Origin of the sequence: Paenibacillus tyrphae, assembly GCF_000722545.1 — a bacterium.
Taxonomy (GTDB): domain Bacteria; phylum Bacillota; class Bacilli; order Paenibacillales; family NBRC-103111; genus Paenibacillus_G; species Paenibacillus_G tyrfis.
The window spans coordinates 163557-188920 of sequence record NZ_JNVM01000005.1 but is presented as its reverse complement, the minus strand read 5'-3'; the positions used below and the strand labels follow the sequence as shown (position 1 = coordinate 188920).

Annotated in this window: 18 protein-coding genes; 4 read left to right on the top strand and 14 right to left on the bottom strand. The window is 56.7% G+C overall.

From position 1 onward, the window contains the following. Nucleotides 1–22 precede the first annotated feature (22 nt). Nucleotides 23–4489 carry an S-layer homology domain-containing protein gene (locus ET33_RS06550; RefSeq protein WP_036678159.1) on the bottom strand — a complete coding sequence of 1489 codons (4467 nt, stop codon included), beginning with the start codon at nucleotides 4487–4489 and terminating at the stop codon, nucleotides 23–25. A gap of 492 nt (nucleotides 4490–4981) precedes the next feature. On the opposite strand from ET33_RS06550, the gene ET33_RS06545 reads away from it, so the two are divergent. Continuing rightward, nucleotides 4982–6115: a response regulator gene (locus tag ET33_RS06545; RefSeq protein WP_051775136.1), complete on the top strand. Its 1134-nt coding sequence runs from the start codon at nucleotides 4982–4984 to the stop codon at nucleotides 6113–6115. A gap of 97 nt (nucleotides 6116–6212) precedes the next feature. Beyond that, a complete protein-coding gene (locus ET33_RS06540; protein WP_036678156.1) occupies nucleotides 6213–6575 on the top strand; it encodes a response regulator in 363 nt (120 codons plus the stop codon). 140 nt (nucleotides 6576–6715) lie between these two features. Here the strand turns inward: ET33_RS06540 and ET33_RS06535 are convergent, their stop codons facing one another. The 5 genes from ET33_RS06535 to ET33_RS06515 form a co-directional block, all read right to left on the bottom strand. Beyond that, entirely contained in the window at nucleotides 6716–7798 is a 1083-nt protein-coding gene (locus ET33_RS06535; protein ID WP_036678154.1) for a sensor histidine kinase, read from the bottom strand. 26 nt (nucleotides 7799–7824) lie between these two features. Beyond that, entirely contained in the window at nucleotides 7825–9576 is a 1752-nt protein-coding gene (locus ET33_RS06530; RefSeq protein WP_036678151.1) for an ABC transporter ATP-binding protein, read from the bottom strand. A 179-nt stretch (nucleotides 9577–9755) separates the two neighbouring features. Further along, complete coding sequence (locus ET33_RS06525) at nucleotides 9756–10298, bottom strand: AAA family ATPase (protein WP_036678148.1); 543 nt, start codon at nucleotides 10296–10298, stop codon at nucleotides 9756–9758. Between the two features lie 129 nt (nucleotides 10299–10427). Beyond that, nucleotides 10428–13643, bottom strand: coding sequence for a bifunctional cytochrome P450/NADPH--P450 reductase (locus ET33_RS06520; RefSeq protein WP_051775135.1), 3216 nt, complete (start codon nucleotides 13641–13643; stop codon nucleotides 10428–10430). A gap of 52 nt (nucleotides 13644–13695) precedes the next feature. Continuing rightward, the gene (locus ET33_RS06515; protein ID WP_036678146.1) at nucleotides 13696–14268 is read right to left on the bottom strand and encodes a TetR/AcrR family transcriptional regulator; all 573 of its coding nucleotides are present in this window, start codon (nucleotides 14266–14268) and stop codon (nucleotides 13696–13698) included. A 256-nt stretch (nucleotides 14269–14524) separates the two neighbouring features. Here ET33_RS06515 and coaA point away from each other — a divergent pair, with 256 nt between their 5' ends. Next, nucleotides 14525–15445: a type I pantothenate kinase gene (coaA, locus tag ET33_RS06510; RefSeq protein ID WP_036678143.1), complete on the top strand. Its 921-nt coding sequence runs from the start codon at nucleotides 14525–14527 to the stop codon at nucleotides 15443–15445. 111 nt (nucleotides 15446–15556) lie between these two features. Here coaA and ET33_RS06505 read toward each other — a convergent pair whose 3' ends face one another. The 8 genes from ET33_RS06505 to ET33_RS06470 form a co-directional block, all read right to left on the bottom strand. Continuing rightward, nucleotides 15557–16318: an SDR family NAD(P)-dependent oxidoreductase gene (locus ET33_RS06505; RefSeq protein WP_036678140.1), complete on the bottom strand. Its 762-nt coding sequence runs from the start codon at nucleotides 16316–16318 to the stop codon at nucleotides 15557–15559. 39 nt (nucleotides 16319–16357) lie between these two features. Continuing rightward, nucleotides 16358–17020: an RraA family protein gene (locus ET33_RS06500; RefSeq protein ID WP_036678137.1), complete on the bottom strand. Its 663-nt coding sequence runs from the start codon at nucleotides 17018–17020 to the stop codon at nucleotides 16358–16360. Between the two features lie 31 nt (nucleotides 17021–17051). Further along, complete coding sequence (locus ET33_RS06495; RefSeq protein WP_036678135.1) at nucleotides 17052–17882, bottom strand: carbohydrate ABC transporter permease; 831 nt, start codon at nucleotides 17880–17882, stop codon at nucleotides 17052–17054. Next, entirely contained in the window at nucleotides 17879–18763 is an 885-nt protein-coding gene (locus ET33_RS06490; protein WP_036678132.1) for a carbohydrate ABC transporter permease, read from the bottom strand. Before ET33_RS06490 ends, ET33_RS06495 begins: the two co-directional genes overlap by 4 nt. 107 nt (nucleotides 18764–18870) lie before the next feature. Beyond that, nucleotides 18871–20163: an ABC transporter substrate-binding protein gene (locus ET33_RS06485; protein WP_036678129.1), complete on the bottom strand. Its 1293-nt coding sequence runs from the start codon at nucleotides 20161–20163 to the stop codon at nucleotides 18871–18873. An 84-nt stretch (nucleotides 20164–20247) separates the two neighbouring features. Beyond that, a complete protein-coding gene (locus tag ET33_RS06480; RefSeq protein ID WP_036678126.1) occupies nucleotides 20248–21957 on the bottom strand; it encodes an IlvD/Edd family dehydratase in 1710 nt (569 codons plus the stop codon). Nucleotides 21958–22051: 94 nt separating this feature from the next. Next, a complete protein-coding gene (locus tag ET33_RS06475) occupies nucleotides 22052–22924 on the bottom strand; it encodes an amidohydrolase family protein (RefSeq protein ID WP_235206651.1) in 873 nt (290 codons plus the stop codon). 37 nt (nucleotides 22925–22961) lie between these two features. Further along, nucleotides 22962–24275: an aspartate aminotransferase family protein gene (locus ET33_RS06470; protein ID WP_036678120.1), complete on the bottom strand. Its 1314-nt coding sequence runs from the start codon at nucleotides 24273–24275 to the stop codon at nucleotides 22962–22964. 270 nt (nucleotides 24276–24545) lie between these two features. Here ET33_RS06470 and ET33_RS06465 point away from each other — a divergent pair, with 270 nt between their 5' ends. Further along, a complete protein-coding gene (locus ET33_RS06465) occupies nucleotides 24546–25337 on the top strand; it encodes an IclR family transcriptional regulator (protein ID WP_036678118.1) in 792 nt (263 codons plus the stop codon). Nucleotides 25338–25364 lie beyond the last annotated feature (27 nt).

Sequence of the window (25364 nt, the reverse complement as noted above, 5' to 3'; positions counted from 1 at the left end):
TTTTTAAGTTCATTCATTTCAATTATTGCACATCGTCCGTCATGCTGCTCTTCCAAGCTTCGCTTCCGTCAGCGTTCCTTACAGATTCGTGTGAAACGGTAGCTTCCTGCACGTCACCGAAGCCCCAATGGCTTTCTGCGACATCCGGGAACTGAGGGGCAACCCCCTTCAGCGGACCGCGATACAGCATCCGGTTAATCATTGTCACCGCTTCGACCCTGCGGATGCTGTCCGCAGGCTTGAAGGTTCCGTCCTCGTAACCGGCAAGAAACTTGCCGCGGTACAGCTCTTCAATCGCATTCCCTGCCCAATGTCCGCTGACATCCTTAAAATGATTCTCGCCGGATGTGCTAACATTCAGGCTCAGGAAACGCGCCATAACGGAGGCCAGCTCACCTCTGGATACCTTCGCTTCCGGGCGGAAGCTGCCGTCTTCGAAGCCGTTAAAGTAGCCGTATTTCGTTGCAATCTTGATGTAATTCGCCGCCCAATGGCTCTCTTGAACATCGTTATACGTAAGAGCGTCGGTTACCTTTGCATTTTCCTTCATTCTCGCAACAATCGCTGCCAGCTCCGCACGGGTCAGAGCGTTCTCCGGGTGAAACTTGCCATCCGGATATCCTAAAATATAACGCTGATGCTTCAGATTTCCGAAGCGGTCGGAAAACACTTTAATCTTGACCGCAGAGTCGGCCTTCGCAGAGCTCGATGTATTTCCTTCCACCGTGAACTTTCCTTGAATGCCGAATTCCGCATCCGCTGCGGCGACCGTTTTCCATTTCAGCTTGAGCTTGTAGCTTCCCGCTTGGCCGGCCGACAGCTTGCCGACTTTCCATGTAACCGTATTTCCGTTGACGGTACCGCCGTCCGCATCAATCACTTCCGCTCCTGCCGGGATCGTAACGGTGACGACTCCAGCATCGATCGAGAAGACGGACTGATTCTTATAGTCGACCGTAATCGTCGATTGCTCGCCTTCTTTTACAAGGTTCTTATCCACAGACAGATTCAAAGTAACATCGGACGTTGCAGATCCGTAATAAAATCCGCCGCCGTACGAAGTAGACGATGAAGTGTTATTCGCCGGAATTTGCCGGATCTTGAAATCGAAGGCTACGATATCCTGTCCGACGTGAATAATGCCGTCTTTAATGTAGCTGTCCGAGCCATCTGCCGCAGGCATGTTCGGTTTCGCTGTAAGCGTGCTGTAATCGTAGTACCCTGCTTTCGTCGCGACAATATAATAGTCTGCATTCGGATACACCATCCAGGCGTACTGCCCAGCAGTGTCCGACAGCTGCGGGTTGTGATTCTTATTCGGCGCAAAGGCGGCCAATTCAGGCAGTTCGACAGGCGTATGCGGCGTACGGCCGTTTTGTTTATTCAGCTCCGTATCCGCCCAATACAGCTTCACGCTAACTCCGTCAACCGGCTTACCGGAAGCTTCGTCGGTAATCGTGCCGTAAGGATCGATCAAGGAGTAGACAACGCCCAATTCTCCGTTTTGCTTCACGTTCACGATTGCCGACGGTCCGGCCAACACGGCGCCATTCGGTGCTTTAATCTGGTACGAAATTTTGTATTGGCCGCCTGGTACCTTCTCCAATTCGAAGCTTCCATCGGCTTTTAGCGCCAGGGTCGATTGGAAAACGGTCCCGTTGATGCCTTGGATGACGGCGCTGACGTTGCCGCTTCCGAACAAGCTTTCCGGCGTCTGCTGCACATTCGAAGCGGAAGGCGCGATAAACAGTTGACCGCTGATTTTGTTCGCGGAATCAATTTTTTGGCCTGCCGCATTCAATTGGCCTACGACTGCCGTTTGCGTGCTGTTTAAGGTTACCGTCCGGTTTCCGAGCTGTACCGGCGTTTGAATATTCATCGTATACGCGAAGTTGCCCCGAGGCACTCCGATTTGGTAAGAACCGTCTTGTGCGGTCGTTACGGTAGAAATGAAATCGACGATTCCGTCCCCGTTAAAATCGGCGGAAATCGAAACCGTGGCTCCTGCCGCCGGCTTTCCTGTTACCTGATCGATCACGATCCCTCGAACGGCTGCAGGCATGTAAGTCACTTCTACGCTTTGCTGCTTCGACAATCCCGATACCGTGATCACTTCGTTCAGAGGCGCAAGGCCCTGAAGCACCGGTGCGGTGTACTCGATGGAAGCAATCCCTTGCTCATTCGTAATTGCCGTTACATCGTTTTTCGTATTTCCGAAGTGGAACGTGACCGGCACACCGGCAACCGGATTTCCGTCCGCCGACACGACGCCCGCGCTCAACGTCACTTTGGAGCTGCCGTCTCCCGGCACGGAATTAGGCGTTTTGTTCAACGTTAAGTTGAACGGCGGCACCTGCTCTTGAACTACGATGGTTTCCGTCGCGGTTTTACCATCGTAGGTTACGGTAATGACGGCCGTTCCCGGAGCTTTGGCCGTGATCACGCCATTCGCATCGACCGAAACGATATCGGGATTCGAGGAAACGTAGGTTGCTTGTTTCGTTACGTCTTTAATGCTTTCGTCCAAATAAACTGCTGTCGCCTGCGTCTGATGAGTGGCACCCGGTACAAGCGTATAGTTGGCCGGAGTTACCACCAGATCGCGCAGTGTCGTTGTCGTGGCTCCCGTTGCGCCGGAAGCCGGCGATTCGATCCCGTTGCTTACAGCGCTTACCGTAAAGTTGTGATTCGTTCCCGGTTTAAGTCCCGTCACCGTATAACGAGTATCAGTTACGCCGGAGGCAATCAATTTCCCATTGTCGTAAATGTTATAGGACTGAGCGCCCGGAACCGCATTCCAGCTCACCGTTGCGCTTGTGGATGTCACATTGTCCGTTGTAACCCCTGTAGGAGCTGCAATCGACACTGTAATCGAGGCTTGCAATGTTGTTCCGTTATAAACGGCATAGATCACCGTCGTTCCTGCACCGACAGCCGTAACGAGTCCGCTCGGACTGATGGTGACTACGTTGTTGTTGGCCGAGCTGAACGCGGATTGGTTCGTTACTTCGACTTTGGTTCCGTTCGAGTACACGGAGGAAACGACCGTTTGATGCGTGGAGCCGACCGGCAGCGTGTAACGGGTGCTATCCAACGTAAGGACTCCCGAAGTCGGAAGCGTCACGCTGTTGGACGGTGCGGATTCCATCACGCCGTTCTCGCCTTTGACTACCGCCGTCACGGTGAATGTCGCAAACTCTCCCGGCGCAAGATCGGTTACCTGGTAAGTGGCGCTGCTGACATTCGTCGCGTACAACGCTCCGTCTTTATACAGATTGTAATACGTGGCGCCAGTCACGGTATTCCAGGTCAGCTTGTTAGCCGTCTCCGGCGTCGTTCCCGCTTTCAGGTTCGTCGGCGAAGGCGGAATTGCCACGGTAGCATAAGCGCCCCCGACCATCACCTTGGCCGTCACTTCGCCCGAAGGCGGGTTGCTTCCGAAATCCAGCACCGTCGTTCCCCGGCCGCTGCCGTCCGAAACCGCGTCCTTGTTCGTCAGGGTGCCTTGTGTCGATGCAAAGCTAATTGGAGCGTTTGAAACCGGATTTCCGTCGACATCATAAAGCGTGGCAATGACTTGGAATTGTCCAGGCTGCCCTGTCGGCACGGCATTGACGGTTACGTTCGTCGGAGCCTGCTTGTATTGATATTTCGTCGTATCGATCGGAGCCAGCTCGTTTGTGAAATACCACGAAATGATATCGTGTCTCTCGAAAGCGCCGCCCGTTGCCGCAGTAAATCCTGCGTAAACCCCCGGCTTCCCTTTGAAGATGTTGGCCAAATCGATATTGTTGGCATTGAGCACAGGAGTCGTCGGCCGAGCTTCCGTGCTGCTGATATAAACTTTGACGTTATTGGCGGATCCGTCATAATCGATCCACGAATAATAGTCTGTGCCGCTTGAAAGATTTATGCCTTGTGAATTAAGCTCGTTCGCCGCTGTAAACCATCCGGGGGTCGAGTTTTTAACATCCCCGTTTACGGCCAGCCCGATGTAATTGTTCGACGGGTCGGACATATCGGCGTTTTTATACGTATCGTATTTCACCGCAAAGCTTGGCTTGATTCCGCCGTACCCGATGCCTACTCCTACCGATCCCGCAGTGTTGGATTCAGCTTGAATCGTAAAGGTAATGCCGTCGGCCGGATTACCTAACTTATTCTCATTCAGCCGGAATTTAAAAAACGTGCTGAACGAATAATTGTCGCCCGGCGCAATGAGCTTTTTGTTAAAAGCCGTGCCGAACTTGTTGGTTAATGCCTCGGTTAAACGCAACACCTTGCGGTCTTTATTATCCGTTTCCACTTTGGCAGAGCCGTTCAACGAGAACAGCGCGAGTTGTTTCTCGTTGGAAAAATCGTCATTCTTGTAAGTAACCCACTTCACGCTATCTTCCGCCGCATGGGCCTGCAAAGCCGGCTGCAGCAGGGTTACCACCATGGAAATCATGAGCAGCCATGACATCCATTTCGATCGATGCACTTTCATCGTTCCCGCTCCTTTTTCATCTTCTCTCTCCTGAAATAGCAATTCTACTTTCTGTTTTTTCTATCCGCACCTCGCCTTCCTTCGTTTTAAAGAACATTTTTCGTTCACTTTACCAATCGCTTCTGAACAAAATCTGAACACCTTTCGACTACAAAACCAGCGACTCAGGTCCGTACCGGCGCAAAACTTGCTGAAAACAGGCGAAAGAGCAGAAAATAGCATCATTTTCCCAATTCATCCAGATTTTAATTTTGTGAAATAATTAACATTTTTTCGTTTTAAAATGCCTAAGTGGACGAAATTTTGATATGATCATTAATAGGAAAACGGCGGTTTTAAGCCGTTCGTTGGAACGAACAATTTTGCCGGGTAAACAAGCTTTTTAATAATAGATTACTTTTGCATACAGAAAGAGGAGGGCGCGAATTTGGCCACTCAACTACACGACAATGGGGTCGGGTTTGCACGGTATGGGCAAAGCGAGGTGCGCCGATGATTCGGATCATTCTTGCAGACGACGAAGCGCTGGGTTTGTTCAGCTTGCAAAAGCAGCTCGAGAAGCTGAACGGCTGCGTCATTGTCGGCGCCTATCAGAATGGGGCGGAAGCCGTCGAGGCGGTGCTGCGCGAGAAGCCGGAAGCTGTCTTTTTGGACATCGACATGCCGGAGCTGAGCGGTTTGGAAGCGGCCGAGATTATCATGTCGCACTTACCGGAAACCGAGATTATCTTCGCGACGGCTTACGAGGAATATGCGCTCAAGGCTTTCGAACTGGCGGCGATCGACTATTTGCTGAAGCCTGTCTCCACGCAAAGGCTTGCCAAAACATTAGCCCGGCTGTCGCAGGCCAAGGCTGCCAAAATCGAACCGGACCACCCCGCGGGGCCGTCTAGGACGAAGGAGCAGGTTACAATCCGCTGCTTTCAGACGCTGGAGGTTGACACCGGCGAATCCGGGCCCGTGCATTGGCGAACGAACAAAGCGCAGGAGCTGTTCGCCTACTTCGTTCATCTTCGAGACCAGCACGTGCGCAAAGATGCGCTGCTGGAGATGTTTTGGCCCGATATCGACCCGAAGAAAGGCTACACGCAGCTCTACACGACCATTTACCAAATCCGCAAAACCGCAAGCGCCGTCCATCCCGGCATCCGGATCGTCAGCGGCGATAAAGGGTACCGGCTCGAGCTGAACGGCGTCGTCGTTGACGCGGTTACCTGGGAAGAGGGACTGCAGACGGCCCCGCCGCTCAGCGAGCATACGCTCGCGCGGCATTTGCAGCTGCTGGAGCTGTATCGAGGCGACTATCTGGAGGATTGCGGCTATTGGTGGGCGGAGAACGAGCGGGAGCGGCTGCGTATGCTGTGGTACCGGCATGCGATGCGTGTCGCAGCTTTTCTGGAATCGCGGGACAATGCGGCAGAAGCTTTCCAGCTCTATTTCCTCGTCCAACGCCGGTTCCCGTTCACGGAAGAGGTATATTGGGCACTGATCAAGCTCTTTACGTATATCGGAGACCGGGTGTCTGTGGAACGGCAGTACGATACGCTGTCGCAAATGCTGCATGACGAATTCGGTACGAAGCCGGCGAGAACGCTTGAACAGTGGTATCGGGAGCGCGTTGTTTAAAAAATGTTCAGAATCTTCGTCTATACTCAGGAGACGATTTCTTCGCGTGCGGTGCAGACACGTGCAAGAAACGTAGTTTCTTGAGGCGGTGATACATTTGGCCAAAATTATGGTCGTAGACGATGCCGCATTTATGCGGATGTTTATGAAGGATATATTGGAGTCTGCGGGGCACCAAGTCATATGCGAAGCGTCCAACGGAAGGGAAGCGATTGAAAAGTATGCCACCTTTCGCCCGGACCTCGTCACGATGGACATTACCATGCCCGATATGGACGGCATCGAAGCGTTGAAATTGATTATGGAGCGGGACCCTGCGGCGCAAGTCATCATGTGCTCGGCAATGGGGCACCGGGAGATGATTCTTGAAGCGATTCGAAGCGGAGCGAAGGATTTTGTCGTCAAGCCGCTTCAAGGCTCTCGGGTGCTGGACGCTGTCGACAGACTGCTTGAGGTTTAAGAAGAAGCTATGTAAAATTCAAAACCCACCGACGATAAAGGTCGGTGGGTTTTGTGGATCTATGGGGTCCTTGCGAAATTGTGGAGATCCAGCATCCAGCATCCGGCAAGCCTTGCTCCGCCTAAAACTCGCGTAACCGCTCAAGGCAAAGCCGGAAGCCGGACGGTAAACGTCGTTCCCGCGCCGGGAGCGCTCTGTACGGCGACGGAGCCTGTATGCATCTCAACGATCCGCTTGACGATCGCAAGCCCGAGCCCGCTCCCTCCCGTGCTTCGGTTGCGGGACCTATCCGCCTTGTAGAACCGCTCGAAAATATGCGCCACATCGTTCTCGGGAATGCCGATCCCGGTGTCGGTGACGAAGACGACCGCCTGCTGCCCGTTGCGCTTAAGCCGAACGCCGATCGTCCCGCCGGCCGGGGTGAATTTGATGCTGTTGTGCAGAAGATTGAACCACACTTGGCTCAGCAAATCTTCGTCAGCCTCGATGCTGACGTCTTCCAACGATACGTCCATGTCGATTCCTTTCTCGTGCCACTGCGGCTCGCACGCCAGAATCACGTTGCGCAGCTGCTTGTCGAGCCGGTACCGCCTCCGCTCGAACGGATGATGGTCGGATTCGAGGGAGGTCAGCTTCAGCAGGTTTTCGCTCAGCTTGGATAGCCGAGCGCTTTCCTTTTCGATGATGCCGAGATAATGCATCCGTTCCTCCCGGCTGAGCTCGTCGCTTTGCAGAATGCGGGCAAAGCCGCCGATCGACGTCAGCGGCGACTGGATTTCATGGGAGACGTTGGAGATGAACTCCTGGCGCATTTTTTCCATCTGATTGAGCTCGATGGCCATGTGGTTGATGCTTTCGACGAGCTCGCCGAACTGGCCCGGGACGCGTTCGTCCGGAGGAATGCTGACCGTGAAGTCGCCTTTGGCGATCCGCCTCATCGCATCGATCATCGGCCGGAACATTTCCATGCGCTTGTCGCGAAAAATAACACCGATCGTCCCCATAATCCCCATGCTGGTAATAAAGGCGACCAATTGGGTAAATAGCTGGCCGACGTAATCGGAAGGCCGGCTTCCAAGCGCATTCAGCAAATAACGGATGAAGAAATAAGCGGCCGACCAGCTCGCCAGCGAAAATAAAAGTAATAGGCAAATCCCGCAAACGCTTTTAAAAAATCTCCATCCGCGAGCCGCTTTCCGGTTCACCTGATGCTGTACTTCCACTCCCGTCCCTCCTTATCCGCGATAGGTTACACCTGCTGCTCTTGAATGCGAAGCTGCTGTGCGGCGAATTCGCGGTACAGCGCATGCGTTTGGAACAACTGCTCGTGCGTGCCGATGCCCGTTACTTTGCCTTTCTCAAGAAAAACGATCTGGTCCGCATCCACCACAGTCGACAGCCGGTGCGCAATAACCAGCGTCGTCCGTCCCTGCATTAAATTGTTCAGCGCCTGCTGCACGACGATTTCCGACTTGCTGTCCAGACTGGAGGTTGCCTCGTCCAGCATCAGAATTTGCGGGTTGCGCAGCAGCGCCCGCGCAATCGCAATCCGCTGCCGCTGCCCTCCGGACAGCTTGACGCCCCGTTCTCCGACTTCCGTTTCGTAGCCGTTCGGAAGCTCGTGAATAAACGTATCGGCGTAGGCCATGCGCGCCGCCTGCTCCAGCTCTTGGTCTGTCACATCGTGCGGCAAGCCGTAACAGATGTTGTCGCGGATCGTCCCGGCGATGAGCGGGCTTTCCTGGGAGACATAGCCGATGCGGCTGCGCCACGACGGCAGCGAGTACTCTTCGATCGGCTCGTCCCCGAGCTTGATCGAGCCCCCGGTCGGCGGGTAGAACTGCTCGAGCAGCGCAAACAGCGTCGTTTTTCCGCTGCCGCTCGGTCCGACGATGGCTGTAACTTTGCCGGGCTGCATGGTGAAGCTGACATCGTCCAGTATCGTTTCGCCAGCTTTATAGGCGAACGTCACGCGTTCGAGCGTCAACGGCCGACCTGCGTTATCAAGGGGCTTGCCGGAGGCATGATCTTCTTCCCCGAGCTCCAGCAGCGCTGCAATTCGTTCCGTCGCCCCGACCGCCTTTTGAAACTGCGTGAAGAAGGTCGTAATTTGCGTAATCGGCAGCACGAATTGGAACAAATACAGGATGAACGCCACCAGATCTCCCGCCGTCAGCGTACCGGAAGCGACCCGCGCGCCGCCGTAGCCGATAATGACCACAAGCAGCAGCATCAGGATGAAAAAGATAAGCGGCCCGACCCAAGCCGAAACGATGCCTTCCTTCAAGCCAAGCCGGAACAGCTTCTCGATGCCCGTCCGTCCGTTCCGGTATTCAACCGTCTCCGCATTCGAAGCTTTCACAAGCCGGATCTCCGACAATACCCGGCTGATCACCGCCGTGAAGCCGGCCGTTTCATCCTGAAGGCCAACCGAAATTTTATGCATCTGCCTACCGAGCGGGGCCAAAATCAAGATGGCCAGCGGCACGACGATCAGCATCATTAGCGTCATTTTCCAATCGAGATACAGCAGCACCGCAATGGACCCGACTACGCCCAGAATGCCGGTGAAGAAGCCGGTCAAGTGCTCGCTGATCAAGCCTTTGACGACGCCGGTATCGTTGGTCATCCGGCTGATCGTTTCCCCCGTCTCATGATTGTCGTAGTAGGAGACCGGCAGCACGAGCAGCTTATTCCACAGCCGGTCCCGCAGGGACGCAACGACCTTCTGCCCCGCCCGGTTGAGCAAATAAACGCCGACGCCGCCCGCAATCGCTTGAACGATAAAAGCTACTCCCATCAGCACGATCTGCGTCAGGCTTAAGGAAGTCAGCGAAAAGCTGTCGACCATATTTTTCGTAAACAGCGGAATCGCCAATCCGACCAAGGTCGAGATGATGCTTAGAAACAGCGCGGCGGCAAGCAGACCCTTGGAAGGCTTCGTTTCCCGGACCAGCCGGATCAATTGCCGCCAATTCGCCGATGTTTTCGGTTTTGACATGTGTGTTCCAACTCCCATTCTATTTTCCTATATCTCTCTTCCGTTTGACAATCTGTACTTTACGATACTTTTTTAAACGGAATATTAACGGAAAAGATTGGAACACATGGGAATGAAAAAAAGCCTTCATCCGCCAAAAGCATCGGATCAAGGCCGGCTGCGCAGCCGCTCCAGAAAGTTCAAACAGCCGCTTCTTTCGTGGAACGTCTCCTGATCTCGCTTACCGTTTCTTCCGGGGTCAACTCGGACGTATCGAGCCAAAGGCCGATTTTCGGCGTTTCGTTATGCAAAATGTCGTTCAACCCAGCAACCGTCCACAATCCGTAGCCATTCTTCGCCCGGGCCGCCTCTCTGGCGGCAACCGCCTCGCTGCTGGGCGACAGCACAACAACATAAAGCGGACGATGCCGGACGAAAGAGACGAACTCTTCCAGCATCGGACCGATGACGACGTCCTGCACGACGACGGTGAAGCCGGCATCGGCATATGTATCGGCCGCAGCGGCAGCCAGTCGGTACCGCAAAAGCAGCTGACGGTTCGCCTCCTCGGAAGCGTCGGGAAGCAGCTCTTCCCGGCCTGTGACGATCATCCTGCGGAACGCGTCGCCGCGCAAATGAACCCCCCGGCCGAATTGCTCGGCCAGCAGCTGCGCAACCGTCGATTTGCCGCTCGCCATCACCCCAGTGATTAGATAAATAGCAGTTTCTTCATCGTATTTCATGCGAATGCCCCTCTCCCGCGAACTTCGTGTTACCTTCAGTGTAACATTCGCGCGAAACCATCATTAGGGACCGTTTGGATAAAACGGTTTTCTCCTCCGGTCCGAGGGCAGAACAGCTTCGGTAAGCTGCTATTTGACTATGGCGACGCTATTTTCCGGGTACATGCGCACCCATCCCTCTTTCGCATAACGCCCCTCCGTTCGAAGGCGCTCCAGCCAAGCTTTCGCTTCCCGCTCCCCGGCTCCATGCACGGTCCGGTATGCTTTTTGCAATGCCGACTCCACCTCCAGGGACATCTGAGCGTCATCCCCGCAGACGTAGATGCGTCCTCCCCGATCAAGGATGTCCATCAAATTCGAGGCATGGCGTTCCAGCAAATGCTGTACATGGATGCTGCTTTTCCCTTCCGCACGGGAAAACGCTTGATGAAGCGTAACGACATCCTCCCTATCGTAGTGCTCAAGCTCCTCGCGATAAATCGAATCCGATTCGTTCCGGCATCCGATATAAAGATGCGCCTCGCCCAGCACGACTCCCTTCTCCCGGAAAGCGGCCCGCGCCTGCAAAAAGCCCCGGAAAGGCGCTGCTCCCGTCCCGGTCCCCACCATAATGATCGGCGTCGCCGGATTTTCCGGGAGCCGCAATCCGGCTTCGGACGTACGGATGAAGAGCAAGACTACTTCTCCGGGCCTGCATTCGGCCAAGTGATTCGAAGACGTCCCGCGGTATTCGCCGCGCCCGCTCCAAGCCGGGTTCTGCACCACGTCTACGGCAATGCTGACCTGCTGGGGACTGGCCTGCGGAGAGCTGGATATGAAATAATATCTCGGCTGGAGAGAAGGCAGCAGCTCAATGAACCTTTCGAACGGCAGCTGGCAGGCTTCATATTTTTCAAGCAGGTCGAGCAGAGTAATACGCTGCTTCAGGATCTGCTCCTCGTAGACGCTCTCCTCAGCCATCGCTTCCAATTCATGCTTGTGCGGAGGACACACCGTATAGGCCGCAAGCTCACGAAGCTGCTCGCGGGTAACGGCTTCCTGCAGCTCTACGCACCGGCTCAGCAGCTCGTGGATACCGACCGGGCGATCCAGCGGGAGATGCGCGAGGCGGTTACCGTTGGCCGTGACAATCAATTGATCGCTCCCCTTCAAGCCGTACCGCCGCATAATCCGGCCGACGTTCGCCAGGCTGTTGCTTGGCAGCACGCCGAGAAGATCGCCCTCCCGGTAGGTAACCCCATCCGGCAGCGCAAGATCCAGATGCCGTGTGCTCCGGCCGCTACCAGCCATCCGGAGCTCGCGGTTATCCGTCACCGAAGCGTAGAAAGCGTCGTAGGCTCGGGCAAGCGGAATGGTTTCCAAGCCGCTGACCATTCGGACATGAAGACTGCTTTTCGCCTTCTCCGCGTCGCCTCGTCCCAGTCCGAAAGCATGCATAAGATCGGACCATAGACGAATCCGCCATTCGTCGAGCTGCTTCTCGAAGTCGCCGCCGGCATCCGCCTCGCCGCGCACCGAAAGTCTCGTCGCTCCCTTTCTGGCCAGCTGCTCGTCAATCCACCTCGGCACGTCCTGATACGTATTGGACCAGCTGCGGTCCCCGCACCCGAATACGGCATAGCGAACCCCTTGAAGCTCGCCCGGCTGCACGCCTTCAAGCCATTTCACGAACTCGCGCGCATTGCCCGGAGGCTTGCCGTTATAAGACGCGGTGACGATAAGCACCGCCCCATCCTTGGGCAATCTTCCGACCCAATCGTTCAGCGGCGCAGCTTCGCTTCGGAAGCCCCGCGCCCGCGCGGCATCCGACAGCTCGCGGGCAATCCCTTCCGCCGTGCCCAAATTGGAACCGTAAAGCACGAGCAGAGACGTCTTTTCCGCCCCTGCAAGCGGACGGTTCGCCTGCGCCTGCCTTTGATCCGCCGCAGCGGCTTTGGCATGGCCTGCTTCCGGTTCTTGAACCGCCGGGCTTGCCGTCTTATGCCGCAGCCGCACGCGGATATGAAAATCGCCCGGCTTCAGCGTCAAGGTTTGCTTCACGTCCAACTGGTAGTTCGTATGATCCACCAGCTCAAAATGCCGGACAATCATGCTGAGAACGAGCGTCGCTTCGTGAAGTGCAAACTGCATACCGATGCAAGCCCGCTGCCCGTTGCCAAACGGCTTGTAGGCATGATTCGGAATTTTGCCGGGAGCTTCGAAGCGTTCGGGGCGGAATTCGTCCGCGTCGGCGCCCCAGGCGGCTTTATCCCGATGAAGCTGTGGCAGGATCACCCCGATGCCTTCCCCCTTGCGAATGCGGTACTTGCCGCCGATAACCGTATCTTCCTTCGCATAGAGCTCGAATCCCGGGGCCGTCGGCCATAAGCGCAGCGATTCGTTTAAAATCATCCGAATGTAATGGAGCTGCAGCACCTGCGAATACGACGGAAACGAATCCGTCAGCACCCGGTCCGCTTCCAGATAAGCCTTCTGCAGCACATCCGGATGCTTCAGCAAAAAGTATAAGGCAAACGATAACAAGCCGCTTGTCGTCTCATGTCCGGCGATCAAGAACGTGATGATCTGATACCGGATATTTTCGTCATCCAGCGTCTCGTCTGTCTCCGGGTCCTTCCCATTCAGCATCCGGGCGAGCAGGTCGATTTCCCCCCGGTCCCCGCCTGCCTTTCGTTCCTCGATCATTTTGTCCACCAAGGAAAACATCGTTTGAATATCTTCGTTAAATTGCTGTCTCGTTCGCACCATGAACAGGTTTTGGATCTTCAGGCGACTGCTTTGCAGCATCGCTTCGTTCAGAGCGCGGACCATGCTGTTAATAAAAGGGCTTGGCGTTTCGCGATAAAAACTGTTAAAGCGGTAATTGAAGCCGCATAGTCCGATCGTGTCCAGCGTAAGCCGGGTCATGTCTTCCGCGACATCGATGCTTTCGTTGGGGTTGAGACGGGCCCATTTTTGAATCAGCTGCGAAGCGATGTCGACCATCATCGCATGGTACCCTTTCATCGCCTGCTGGCTGAAGGTGGGGAGAAGAATCCGATGGGCTTTTTGCCAATTCGGTTCATCTGTGCGGCTTGTAAACAACCCGTCCCCGCCAAAAGCGCGCACGTTTTCCAGGTCGCCCTTTATGCTTTTATCGAAGCGCGATTCATCGCAAACCTCCGCCACCAATTCATGTCCGGACACCATAATGCTGGAATAACCCGGAAGCGTGACCCGGTATATAGGGCCGTACTCTTCTGCAAGTTTACAAAGTGAAAGGGTCGGTTTCTTGCTGTCGATCAAAGGTAAATTTCCAAGGGGACCATAAGTTTTGGGCTGAGGAATGACTCCCGCTTCACTCATAACAACCATCCTCCCGAATCCATTTGCCTTGCCGAGCCTCTTTAAACTTGCTTTACGGCTTGCTTGCTTTAAACCCGTGGTACAGCGTCTCCAGAACTAACGCCGCCGCCGCTTTTTTGGCAACGTGGCCTTCATGAACCTGCTGCCAGGTGACAAAGAGGAGCGAATACAGCACGTTCAGAATCCATTCGCTGCTCATATCTTGCCGGAAATGGCCTTTGCGCTGCAGCAATTGGATCATGTGGCGTATCGGTTCCTTCAGCTTCTCCTCGGCCGCGGACATCTCGGGGTTGTAATTCAGCGAGGTTTCATGAGCGAGAAAATAAATTTTGTCCCCAAGCGGAATCAGCGCCTCCACCAGCTGTGATATATAGGTTTCGCTCGATTCCTCGTCCAACGGGATACGGCTCATCGTCTCTTCCACCACCTGAGCTGCTCTTAACCCCAGCTGCAGCATCAGCTGCTCCCTGCTCGCCACATACCGGTGAAGGGTAGCAATGCCGATGCCCGCATATTCGGCAATCTCGTTCAGAGATGCCGTAGGCTTTTCGACCAGCAGCTCCGTAGCCGCATCGAGTATGGCACGAAGCCTGAGCTCCTTTGTTGCCGATCTGGCCGTCCCCATCTCTCTGCCTCGCTTTCGATAAATTTGATAGATTAATCTATCATTTTATTCCATTATAAACCAGTACATACATAAATTCAAATAAAAAAAGCCGTGCTGCTCACGGCTGAAATCATGCTCCGGATATGGGATTTGCCCGCCTTCGCTCCAAACCGGCCTTTTTTCGGGAGTAACAAACTAGTGAAATCGCCGCCGGGTCATGCTATGATATGAAAATGCATTACTACTAAACCATTTGATGGACAGCGAGGTCCCGATGAATCCGTACTCCCTCTATTATGAATTCGATCGTCAGGCATGGTCCGGACTGCCGGCTACCGCGCCCCTTCGCATTACGATGGAAGAGTTCGAGCAGCTCAAAGGCCTGAACGATAAAGTTCCGTTTCGAGAGGTCGAAGAAATTTACCTTCCCTTGACGCGTTTTCTCGATCTGCTGGTGGAGAACGCCAGGACGCTTCACCGCACGTCCGCTTCGTTCCTGCAGAACGGCGCCGAACCGGTTCCGTTCATTATCGGCATCGCCGGGAGCGTGGCCGTAGGCAAAAGCACGACGGCCAGACTGCTGCAGCTGCTGCTGTCGCGATGTTCGGAGTACCGGAACGTGGAGCTGATTACGACGGACGGCTTCTTGTTCCCGAACCGCGTGCTGGAGGAGCGAGGGCTTATGAAGCGCAAAGGCTTCCCGGAAAGCTACGACATCAAGAAGCTGCTCCGGTTTATCCGCGATATTAAAGCGGGCAAGCCCGTGGTGCATGCGCCGGTCTACTCCCACTTGTCGTACGATATCGTGCCGGACGAAGTGGAGACGATCCGCCAGCCCGATATTTTGATCGTGGAAGGCATCAACGTCCTGCAAGTCGGAAAACAGTCGCAAGTATTCGTCAGCGACTTTTTCGATTATTCGATTTATGTCGATGCGAAGGAAGAAGATATCGAGCAGTGGTACGTCGAACGGTTCCGGATGCTCCGCGAAACGGCGTTTCTCAATCCGAAGTCGTACTTCCATCGTTTTGCCGAGCTTCATGGCGAAGAGCTCGTCACAACTGCTTCCGGTATCTGGAAGGACATCAACGCGGTCAACCTGCACGAGAACATTTTGCCGACCAAAGGACGCGCGAAGATGATTTTGGAAAAAGGGGCGAGCCATGCCGTGCAGCGGGTATTCGTGCGGAAGTGACACGCCAAAAAGCCGCCCCTTCCCTGCAGCGACGCGAGCTTCAATGCCGGAGCGGCATTGGTGCGGCTGCCAAGGAAGCGGACGGCTAAGCGGTTCATAGATCCGCTGCGGTTAAAACTCGCTCGCGTTTGCGAGATGTCCGCCATCCACCGTGATCGTGGAACCGGTTACGTAGCTGGCCTCGTCGGACGCGAGAAACAGGAAGACGTTCGCCACTTCGTCGATCGTGGCCGACCTACGCATCGGCGTTCGCTCGGAAAAGGCCGGCAGCCCTTCCCGGATGCGCAGCTCGCGGTCGAGCGGCGTCTCCACGAAGCCCGGCGCGACGACGTTCACGCGGATGCCGTACGGGGCCAGCTCGACAGCCATCGATTGCGACAGCAGGATGACGCCGGCTTTCGAAGCGTTGTAATGCGCCAGCATCGAGCTGCCCGCGAGGCCGTTCTTGGAGCTCATATTGACGATGCTTCCGCCCGTCCCCTGCCGGATCATCCGTTCGGCGGCCAACTGGCCCAGCCGGAACACGGCGCGCACGTTGATGTCCATCACCGCGTCCCAATGGGCCAGCGGGATGTCCAGAAACGGCTCCCGGTACGCAATGCCCGCATTGTTGATCACAATGTCGATCCCCTGCCACCGGTCGAAAGCCTCTCCCGCCGCCTGCTCGAGCTGCTCCAGGTTGCGCAGGTCGCACACCGACAAGGCAAGCCTCTCCGCATGCCCCGCAAACTCCTCCCGCAATGCCTCCAGCTCGGCTTCGTTCTGGTCCAGCGCAATCACGCCTGCCCCCTCCGCCAAAAAACGTCCGACGATGCCCTTGCCAATGCCCCGGGCGCCGCCGGTGACAAGCGCGCGTTTGCCGCCAAGCCTCATTATGCCTCTCCTCCTTTGCTTCGTTGCTCCGGCGTCTGGTTACAGCACGCCGTATTTGTCGTACACTTCCCGCAGCGTGCGGCCCGCCTTCAGCTCGTCGCGGGTATGATTTTCGCGAGTCACTTTGTCCGTAGCGAGCCGGACCACCTCATCGACGACCGCGGCGGGAATGACGACGACGCCATCCCGGTCGCCAAATATAACGTCGCCCGGATGGACCAGCACGTCGCCGCACAACACCGGCACGTCGTATTCGATGACCAAGCCGCGGCCGCGGGAATCGACCGGCTTCGTGCCCGTCGCGAAAACTGGAAAATCCAGCTCCAAAATCTTTTTCGAATCGCGGATCAGACCGTCCACGACCGCACCGCGGGCACCGCGAGCTTGGGATGCGGTCGAGAGCAGCTCGCCCCACAGCCCGTTCTGACGGGAACGGTTCGTGCAGCCGATCACGATCTCTCCCGGCCGGATGCTGTCTACGGCGGCGATTTCCTGCGCATACGGATCTTCCGGCAGATGATGCACGTCAACGGACAGCATCGTTTTCGCCCGCCCCGCAATGACCCAATCGGCGGATAACGGCGTCAGGTCCTCTCTCATCACCTGATGACGGTACCCCAGTTCGTCTAACGTATCGGATATGACCGCAGAATACAAGCTTTCGCACATGAAATCAAACAATGGCTTATCGTTGTCGTACATCGATTTTCCTCCTCTATTAGGGTTCGCGGCTTCAGCCTTTCACAGCGCCCGCGGACAACCCTTTCACGAAATAACCTTGAAAAGCGAAAAACAACGCCAGAATCGGCACCAGCGTAAGCGTAATGCCTCCGAATAACAAGCTCAAATCCGACATGCCCTTCGCTCCGAAAAATTTGTACAGGCTGACGCTGACGGTCGGAAAATCCCGCGTATTGACCAGCACGAGCGGAAGCAGCAGATCGTTCCAGATGTAGATGAACTGCAGGATGACCAGCGTTGCCGTCGCAGGCTTGAGCAGCGGAAAAATGATCTGAAAAAACGTCCGTACCGGCGAGCATCCGTCCATATAGGCCGACTCCTCCAGCTCGAACGGGATGCCGCGGACGAAGCCCGCACACATGAAGATACAGAACGGCGACAGCACCGCGACGTAGACGAGCGAAATGCCGTAGACCGTTCCCTGCAGCTGAAGGCTTTTCAGCAAAAACACGAGCGGAATCAGCGCCGACTGTACGGGAATCATGATGCACGAGACGTAAAACCAATACAGCGACCGGAATACCGGATGCGGGATGCGGGCCACGGCATAGGCGGCCAGCGCCGAGAAGACGATGCAGCAGACGAGCGACATCGCACCGATCCCGATCGTAATGCCGTAGGAGCGCAGGATGTCCATCCGTTCCACGGCCGCCAGCACATTCTTCAAGCCGTAAGACCAGTCGGGCAAGGACAGCGGGCTGGTCACGATCTGCTCGTGCGACTTGAACGTATTGATGGCAATCAGATACAGCGGTACCGAAATCAAGAGCGCAAGGCCGACGGCCAGCGCTTCGGTGGCGAATCGTGCGGATTTTCGCTTCATGCTCCGTGCGCCCCCTGTTCGTATTTTCTGGAGAGTGCGACGAAAAAGCAGGTGACAACCAGCACGACCATCGTCATGACGAACGAAGCGGCCATGCCGTATGCCATATCCGATGATTGGAACGCATACCGGTAGATGCGGATGGCGAGCGTCTCGCTGGCGTTGGCGGGTCCGCCGCCCGTCAGGGCGAACGGCAGATCGAACAGGCGGATGCCGTTCGCAAGTCCGATCAGCACGTTCACCGTAATGCCCGGCGCAATCATCGGCAGCACGATGGATACGAAGCGCCGCGGCCTCGACGCGCCGTCGAGCATCCCCGCTTCCAGCAGCTCGCCCGGCACGCCCTGCAGCGCCGCGAGATAAATAATGATGATCGGCCCCATCATCTGCCAGACGGTAATCAGGACGATCGTCGGAACGACATAATCCGGCGAATCGACCCAGGCGGTGGTGACAGGACGGCCGGCGAGCGCGGACAGCCATTGGTTGGCCAAGCCGCTGTTCGCGTCCAGAATGTACCGCCAGACGAAAGCCGCAACGACGATCGGGATGACGTTCGGGATATAATAGAGCGCCCGGAGCGCTTTTTTCGTCCGAAGCGGCTGATCGAGCAGTACGGCGAAGAACAGCCCGAGCACGTTGGACAGGACGGCCGCCGATAGGCCGATCGCGAGCGTACGCCACAGCGAATGCACGAACACGTCTTCTTTGAAAATATCCGCATAATTTTTAAAGCCGATGAAGCTGTAGGCTCCCACGCCTTTCCAGTCGGTCAGGCTGTAATAAAACGACTGCGCGATCGGAAAAAGGAGAAACGTCAGCAAAATCAGCGTAATCGGCGTAACGAAGAGAAGTCCGGTCATAACATATTTTTTCTGCATGGCTACCCCTTCCGGCGAAGATTGGCGGCAAGGAAGCGCAGAGCGGCGGCAACCGGCGGTCTTCCGCCCTGCGCTCTTCTCCTGTCAAAGCAGAGCTGCCGGGCCTGTTATTTGGACTTGGCTTTGTCGTACTCTTTAACGAACCGTTCGGCGGCTTTATTGGCATCGCCGCCATACGTATACTCCTGCGCGGCCTGTCCCAAGGCGATCCAAGCCGGTCCCGGAACCGGTCCGGTGTTGGCGAAGGAGATAATGCGTCCGGTTTCCAGCCACTTCGGCACGTCCGCATACGCCGGGTCCAGCTCTCCGACGCCCGGCATGGCGGGGAAGTTGCCTTTGACCTTCAAGATTTCACCGTACGTTTCCTTCGAGAACAGCCAGTTTGCGAACTTGGCGGCTTCCTCTACGTTCTTGGACTTCGCATTCAGCGCAAGCCCGTCCTCCGGCACGAAGATGACTCCGTTCTCGCGATCCGGCGCGTAAGGGAGATTGGCGAAGCCCCATTCCAGATTCGGGTTCAGTTTCCGGATCGCGCCCGCTTCCCAAGTGCCTCCGAGCAGCATGGCGGCCTCTCCGTTCGCGAACGCCTGCTGGGCAATCGCGTATTCGTTCGTAAAGCTGCCCTGGCGGACGTACTGGTTCAGCTCCTTAAACCGCTCGAAGCCTTCGCCCAGCAGCGCCTTGTTCTCCGGCTTGCTCCAATCGACGCTTCCGGACAAATACGCTTTTTTGAACTCCTCATGCTTCAAAGCGTAATTCCCGAACGTCCAGTGGAACACATTGGCGATGGATGTCTCCCATTTGGAAGCGTATACAATTAAGTCTTTGCCTTTAGCCTTCAGCTTCTTCCCGGCGTCCATGAACTCTTCCCACGTCTTGGGCGGGGCCGCATATCCGATATCGGCCAGCATCTTCTTGTTGTAATTGAGGCCAAGCACGCCGACGCCCAGCGTAAACGCCGCGTATTTGCCGTTATACATCGACGCTTGGCGGATCGATTCCGTGTAGTTCCGGGTAGAGCTGAGCGGGCTCAGATCGTACAAGTATCCGCTCTCGTCCGCAAGCTTCGTCGTGACGTGTCCGATGTTGATCTGATACAGATCAGGCACGTCGCCGGTCGATATTTTCGTCCTCAGCGAGTCGAAAATATTGCCGTCGGGCATCACTTCCGCCTTGATCGTCACGCCCGGATTCTGGGACTCGTATTTCTTGACGAACTCGTCCACCTTGCCGTTGAACAGCGATTCGGCAACCAGCATGTACAGCGTGACGGACTTCTTGCCGTCCGCCTCGCCGCCCTTCGCCGGCTGCCCTTCGTTTGAGCAAGCGCTTACCATGGAAACCAGCAGAACGGCAGCCAGCCCGCCGGTCATCGCTTTTTTTGTCCCCTTCATCTTCATCGTCGGTGCCCCCTGTACGCTCAAATGTGTAACGCCAATCCGTCCGCTCAGGCTGGCCTGTAGAGGCCGGGAAACCCCGGCCCCCTACTTCCGCAGCTCCTTCGGGACGAGGAAGTCAAAGTCGCACCCTTTGTCCGCCTGCATGACGCGTTCAATATACAGCAGCCCGTAGCCCCGGTCGTAATGCGGCGCGGGCGCGGTCCACTGCTCCCGGCGGCGCGCCAGCTCGTCGGCTTCCACCTCGAGATGCAACCGCCGGGCGGCGATATCCAGCTCAATCATGTCCCCGTCCTGCACGAGCGCCAACGGACCGCCGACCGCCGCTTCCGGGGCGGCGTGGACGATCAGCGCGCCGTAAGACGTGCCGCTGATCCGGGCGTCGGAGATGCGGACCATGTCGCGGACGCCGCGCAGCAGCAGCTTTTTCGGAATCGGGATTTGCCCGATTTCCGGCATCGCCGGAGCACCTTTGGGCCCGGCATTCTTGAGCACCAGTACGCTGCTTTCATCCACGTCCAGCTCCGGATCGTCGATGCGCCGTTCGAGATCGGCCGGCGATTCGAACACGACCGCCCGCCCCCGGTGCTTCTTCAGATGCGGCGAGACCGCCGTCTGCTTGATCAGCGCGCCGTCCGGCGCCAGATTGCCGCGCAGCACGGCGATGCCGCCTTGCGGATCGAGCGGCTGGTCCAGCGGGTAGATTACGCTGCGGTCCAGCACCTCCACGCCGCGCAGATTTTCGCTGACGGAACGTCCAGTCACGGTCAGGCAGTCGCCGTGCAGCAGCCCTTCCAGCTCCTTCATCAGCGCCGGGACACCACCGGCCTCGAAATATTCCTCCATCTGGTATTGGCCGGAAGGCCGCAGATTGAGCAGGAACGGCGTCGCCGCGGCAATGTCGTCGAACTTCTCCAGCGGGAGCCGGATGCCGAGGCGACCGGCAATCGCCACTAGGTGGATGATCGCATTCGTCGACCCGCCGCTGGCCATCGTCACGCGGATCGCATTTTCCAGCGCCGCCTCCGTCATGATCTCCCGCGGCCGAATGTCCGCCTTCACGAGGTTGACGATCTGCCTGCCGGTGCGTTCCGCCATATGCCGCCTGCGGCTGTCCGGCGCGGGAATGGCCGCGCAGCCCGGCAGCGCCATGCCGAGCGCTTCGGCGATGGAAGCCATCGTGCTGGCCGTTCCCATCACCATGCAGTGACCGTCGCTGCGGCAGATCGCGTTCTCCGCTGTTGCGAGCTGCTCATCGTTGAGATTGCCCGCCTTATGCTCCAGCGTAAATTGGTAGCAATCCGTGCATGCGCCCAAACTGCGGCCGTTCAGCCGCCCGTTCAGCATCGGCCCGCCCGTCAGCACGATGGCCGGAATGTTGGCGCTGGCGGCGGCCATCAGTTGGGCCGGCACCGTTTTGTCACAGCCGCCGATCAGCACGACGCCGTCGATCGGGTGCGCCTTCAGCATTTCCTCCGTATCCATCGCCATCAGATTGCGCAGCAGCATCGTCGTCGGCTTGACGTAAGGCTCGCCGATGGAGATTGTCGGAAACTCCATCGGGAGTCCTCCGGCCTGCCAGACGCCCCGCTTCACATAATCGACCAGCTCGTTGAAATGGGAATGGCATTTGTTCAGCTCGCTGAACGTGTTGCAGATGCCGATGACCGGCTTGGCGAGATCCTCTTCCGTATATCCCATCGATTTGGTAAACGAGCGGTGGATGAACCCCCACAGCCCTTCGTCGGCAAAATAGGCTTCGCCCCTGCGTTTTCCGTTGTCCGATTGTTCCGCCATTGCGCTTCCGTCTCCTTCATGCGTGCCCCGCACGCGTTTCGTCCTTCGTCCGGATCCATGCTCCGCAGCGTTTCAAAAAGCCTTGCCGCAGCTTCTATACAAGTCCAAGCAGCTCCGGCGTATTCCGATGCAAAATATCTTCAATGACCTGCTCCGGCACCTGCGGAAGCGAGGTGCCTTCGGTGAACCGGTTGATGTTCCGCAGCGCGTCGATCATCTGCTGCGTCGTAAAGAACGGATAATCCGATCCGAACAAGATTTTATGCGTTACGCCGTACTCGCAAGCCGACACCAGCGCATTGTAAAACTGCCACGGACGGGAGCCCAACGCCGACAGATCCATGTACAGGTTCGGGTTTTTGCGGACAACGGCGATGCATTCGTCCACCCAAGGATGCCCCATGTGGGCGATCACCATTTTTAAATTCGGGAACGCCCGGGCGATCGGATCGAGCGCTGCCGGACGGGAAGCGTCGAGGTACCCTTCCGGCACGAACGACGTGCCCTGATGCCACAGAATCGGCACGCCCAGCTCGTCCGCCTTCGCATAGAGCGGGAAATGCTCCTTCGCCTCCGGGTAAAAGTTTTGGTAGATCGGACCGAGCTTCAAGCCCTGCAGCCCGAGCTCCTTCACCGCCGATTCCAGCAGGCTGGCCGCATTCAGCCGGTTCGGATCGACGCTGGCGAAGCCGAACAGCTTGCCGGGATGCTTGGCTACGTAGTCCGCGACGTACTCGTTCGGCACGTTGAGCCCGGTGGCCGGGGCGTCGAAGGCCAGCACGATCGCACCGGCGATATCCTTGAACAGCTCCCAGTGTCCTTCCGGCGTCACGAGCATTTCCTGTCCGTCTCCCCAAGCCCGCTTGGCCGCGGCCAGCGTAGCTCCGCCGAACTGGCCCGGACCGAATACGTGCGTATGGCAATCGAAGATCATCTCGTGTGCTTCCTCCCCACATCGTTTGTCCATATTATAACCCGCCCGTTCATCTGCGCGCTTCCCTGCCTCACAGCTTTCCTTCGCCGCGCAGCTCCTTCAGCACGTCTTCGATGCACTGAAGCGTATGGTCGATATCTTGCTCGGTATGGCTGAAGCTGACATGATTGCGCTTGATGTTCATCGGCATTTTGAAGATGCCCCGCTCCATCAGCTTCCGACGGTACGACACGTACAATTCGGCGTCGTTGTCCTTCAGATCGGTGTAATTCAGCGGCTCGCGGTCCATGAAATATGTCGTCCAGACGGACCCGAAGCCGGCGACATACGCCCGAATGCCCATCCGCTCGTGGATATCGCGAATCCCTTGCCGCATTCGTTCGCCCAAGCGGAAAATGTGCTCATGCACGCCGGCCGTCTCCATCAGCCCGATCGTCGCAATCGAGGCCGCCGTGCCGACGGCATGGCCGTTGTACGTTCCCGCGAACCAGACGTCCCCGCCCGGATTCGTATTAAAGCGCATCATCAGCTCGTTTTTGCCGGCCACCGCCGCGATCGGAAAGCCGTTAGCCATCGCTTTGCCCATTGTCGTCAGATCCGGCGTCACCCCGCATACCTTCTGGTAGCCGCCGATGTCGTGCCGGAAGCCGGTAATGACCTCGTCGAAAATCAGCACCGCGCCGTACCGCAAGCACAGCTCCCGCAGCCCCTGCAGGAACCCCGGCTGCGGCATCACGCAGCCGATGTTGTGCGGCACCGGCTCCACGATCAGCGCCGCAACCTCGCCCGGATTCGCTTCGAACGTCCGCTGCACGTCGTCCAGATCGTTGAACGTGCAGATCAGCGTATGGTCGACCGCTTCGTCCATCATCCCGGCGGAGCCCGGATCGCGCTTGCCGATCATGTCCCATGCGCTGAGCATATTGCGAGCGACATAATCATGCCAGCCGTGATAGCAGCCTTGGAACTTGATCAGCTTCACCCGTCCGGTCACCGCCCGCGACAGCCGGATGGCATGGTAGGTCGCTTCCGAGCCGGAGTTGCAAAACAGCACCGATTCCGCCGACGGGACATGTTTGCAAATTTTCTCCGCCAGCTCGATCTCCAGATCCGTCGTACCGACGCCATAAAGATCGGTGCGCTCCAGCGCCTCTACGACCCGTTGGGTGACGTAAGGGTGACGGTGTCCGAGGACGAACGGCCCGAAGGCCGCTTGGTAATCGATGTAGCGGTTGCCGTCCGCATCGTAGATGTAAGCGCCTTCCGCTTCCGTAAAAATAAGATGCGGCGCCACATTGCGAATCGACGTATGTACGCCGCCGGGGGTGTAGCGCAGCGCCCGTTCGTACAGTGCTCGCGAGGCGTCCGTTTGTAATCCGTTCATGGAATCACTCCTCATTTCTTGAATATCGTTTAATATGCAAAACACTATTTAATTAAAAAGTAAACGCTTCCCGTTTGTTTGTCAATACGGTATTTTAAAGGCATAACGATCCTGCTCCACTACGGAGTTAACGGCATAAACCGCATGTTCTCTATGCGTCTTCGCCAAAATCCCGGTACTTGTCCATGGATCATAGCAGCGCTTGACGTAAGGAGCCGCCTTTTTGTATTATAAATATTGTTTAAAATAAATCAGTAAGGCGGAACGATCATGGCTACGGATAAAAAATATAACGTCCCCGCATTGGAGAAGGCGATTGCCATCATCGAAACGCTGTCCCAGCGCGAGGAGCCTGTCGGCGTCAGCGACTTGTGCAAGCTCGTAGACATCCCGAAAACGAGCGTTTTCTTCATTCTCAATACGCTGGAGCAGCATCAATATATCATCAAGAGCCCCGACGGCAAGTACAGCCTCGGCTCCAAATTCATCAATATCGGCTTGTCCACGCTGAACCGGATCGATATCCGCACCGCGGCCCGGGTGTCCATGGAGCGGCTGCTCGAAGAAACGGGCTTTACCGTACACCTCGCCGTCCTCGACAACCTCGAGCCGATGTACATTGAGAAGGTGGAGAGCCAGGCGTTTGTCAAGTTCGCCACCTATATCGGGCAGCGGCAGCCGCTTCACGCCTCGGGCGTCGGCAAGGCGCTGGCCGCCTTCATGCCGCAGGACCTGCTGGAGCAGGCGATCCGCGAGAAAGGACTGCCGGAGAAAACGGAGAAGACGATCACGAACGTCCACGATTTCACGGCCGAAATCGAGGCGATTCGCAGGCAGGGATATGCCGTGGAGGACGAGGAAGGCGAGGCAGGAGTACGCTGCATCGGGGCCCCGGTATTCGATCATTACGGGCAGCTCAAGGCGGCGGTCAGCATCACCGCTTTGCGGACGGAGCTTCCGATCCACGACATCCCTGCCATCGGCGAGAAAGTCAAGCGTGCCGCGCTGGATATTTCGAGGCAGCTCGGGTATGTCCAGACGCCGGAGCCGGAACCGAAATAAGCGGCAGCCGCATAAGCTTTCCGGGTC